This is a genomic window from Nocardiopsis prasina DSM 43845 (genome assembly GCF_000341265.1).
In the GTDB taxonomy this organism is placed as follows: Bacteria; Actinomycetota; Actinomycetes; order Streptosporangiales; family Streptosporangiaceae; genus Nocardiopsis; species Nocardiopsis prasina.
Window position 1 is genome coordinate 1 of sequence record NZ_ANAE01000225.1, and the last position, 529, is coordinate 529.

Consider the following 529-nt stretch of genomic DNA (forward strand, 5'->3'; position numbering starts at 1 on the left):
CCCCCTCAGGGCCAGTACCCGCAGGGTCCGCCCCCGCAGGGCCAGTACCCCCAGGGCCCGCCGCCCGCTCCGGGACACTTGCCACAGGGACCCCCGCCCGGTTACGCGTACCAGGGTCCGCCGCCCGGGTTCGCGCACCCCGGCCAGCCGCCCCAGGGTCCGCCGCCCGGCCAGCCGCCGTACGGGCACCCCGGAGCGCCCGCGCCCGGCGGCCGTTCGGCCGTTCCGTGGATCATCGGCGGCGGCGTCGGCCTGGCGCTGGTCCTGGTGGCCGGCGCGGTCCTCGGCGGCTTCTGGCTGTACGACGACAACGCGGGGCCGGACCAGGCGAGCGGCTCGGATGGTTCCGGCGGGGCCGGAGGCGCGCGGACCGAGGGCGTCGAGACCTTCGGGGACCTGTCCAAGGACCACGTGGAGACGGGCGTGACCGTCGACTACGAGCAGTTCCCGCCGGTGGGCGGGGAGCACTACGGCTTCTGGCAGAACTGCGGGGTGTACGACGAGCCGGTCCTGACGGAGGCGGCCGTCC

Annotated in this window: 1 protein-coding gene; it reads left to right on the forward strand. The window is 76.7% G+C overall.

Annotation, left to right across the window (positions count from 1 at the left end; genetic code table 11):
• Positions 1-78: 78 nt before the first annotated feature.
• The coding region (locus tag D452_RS31805; protein ID WP_275040753.1) for a DUF3105 domain-containing protein at positions 79-529 on the forward strand (451 nt) is incomplete at its 3' end.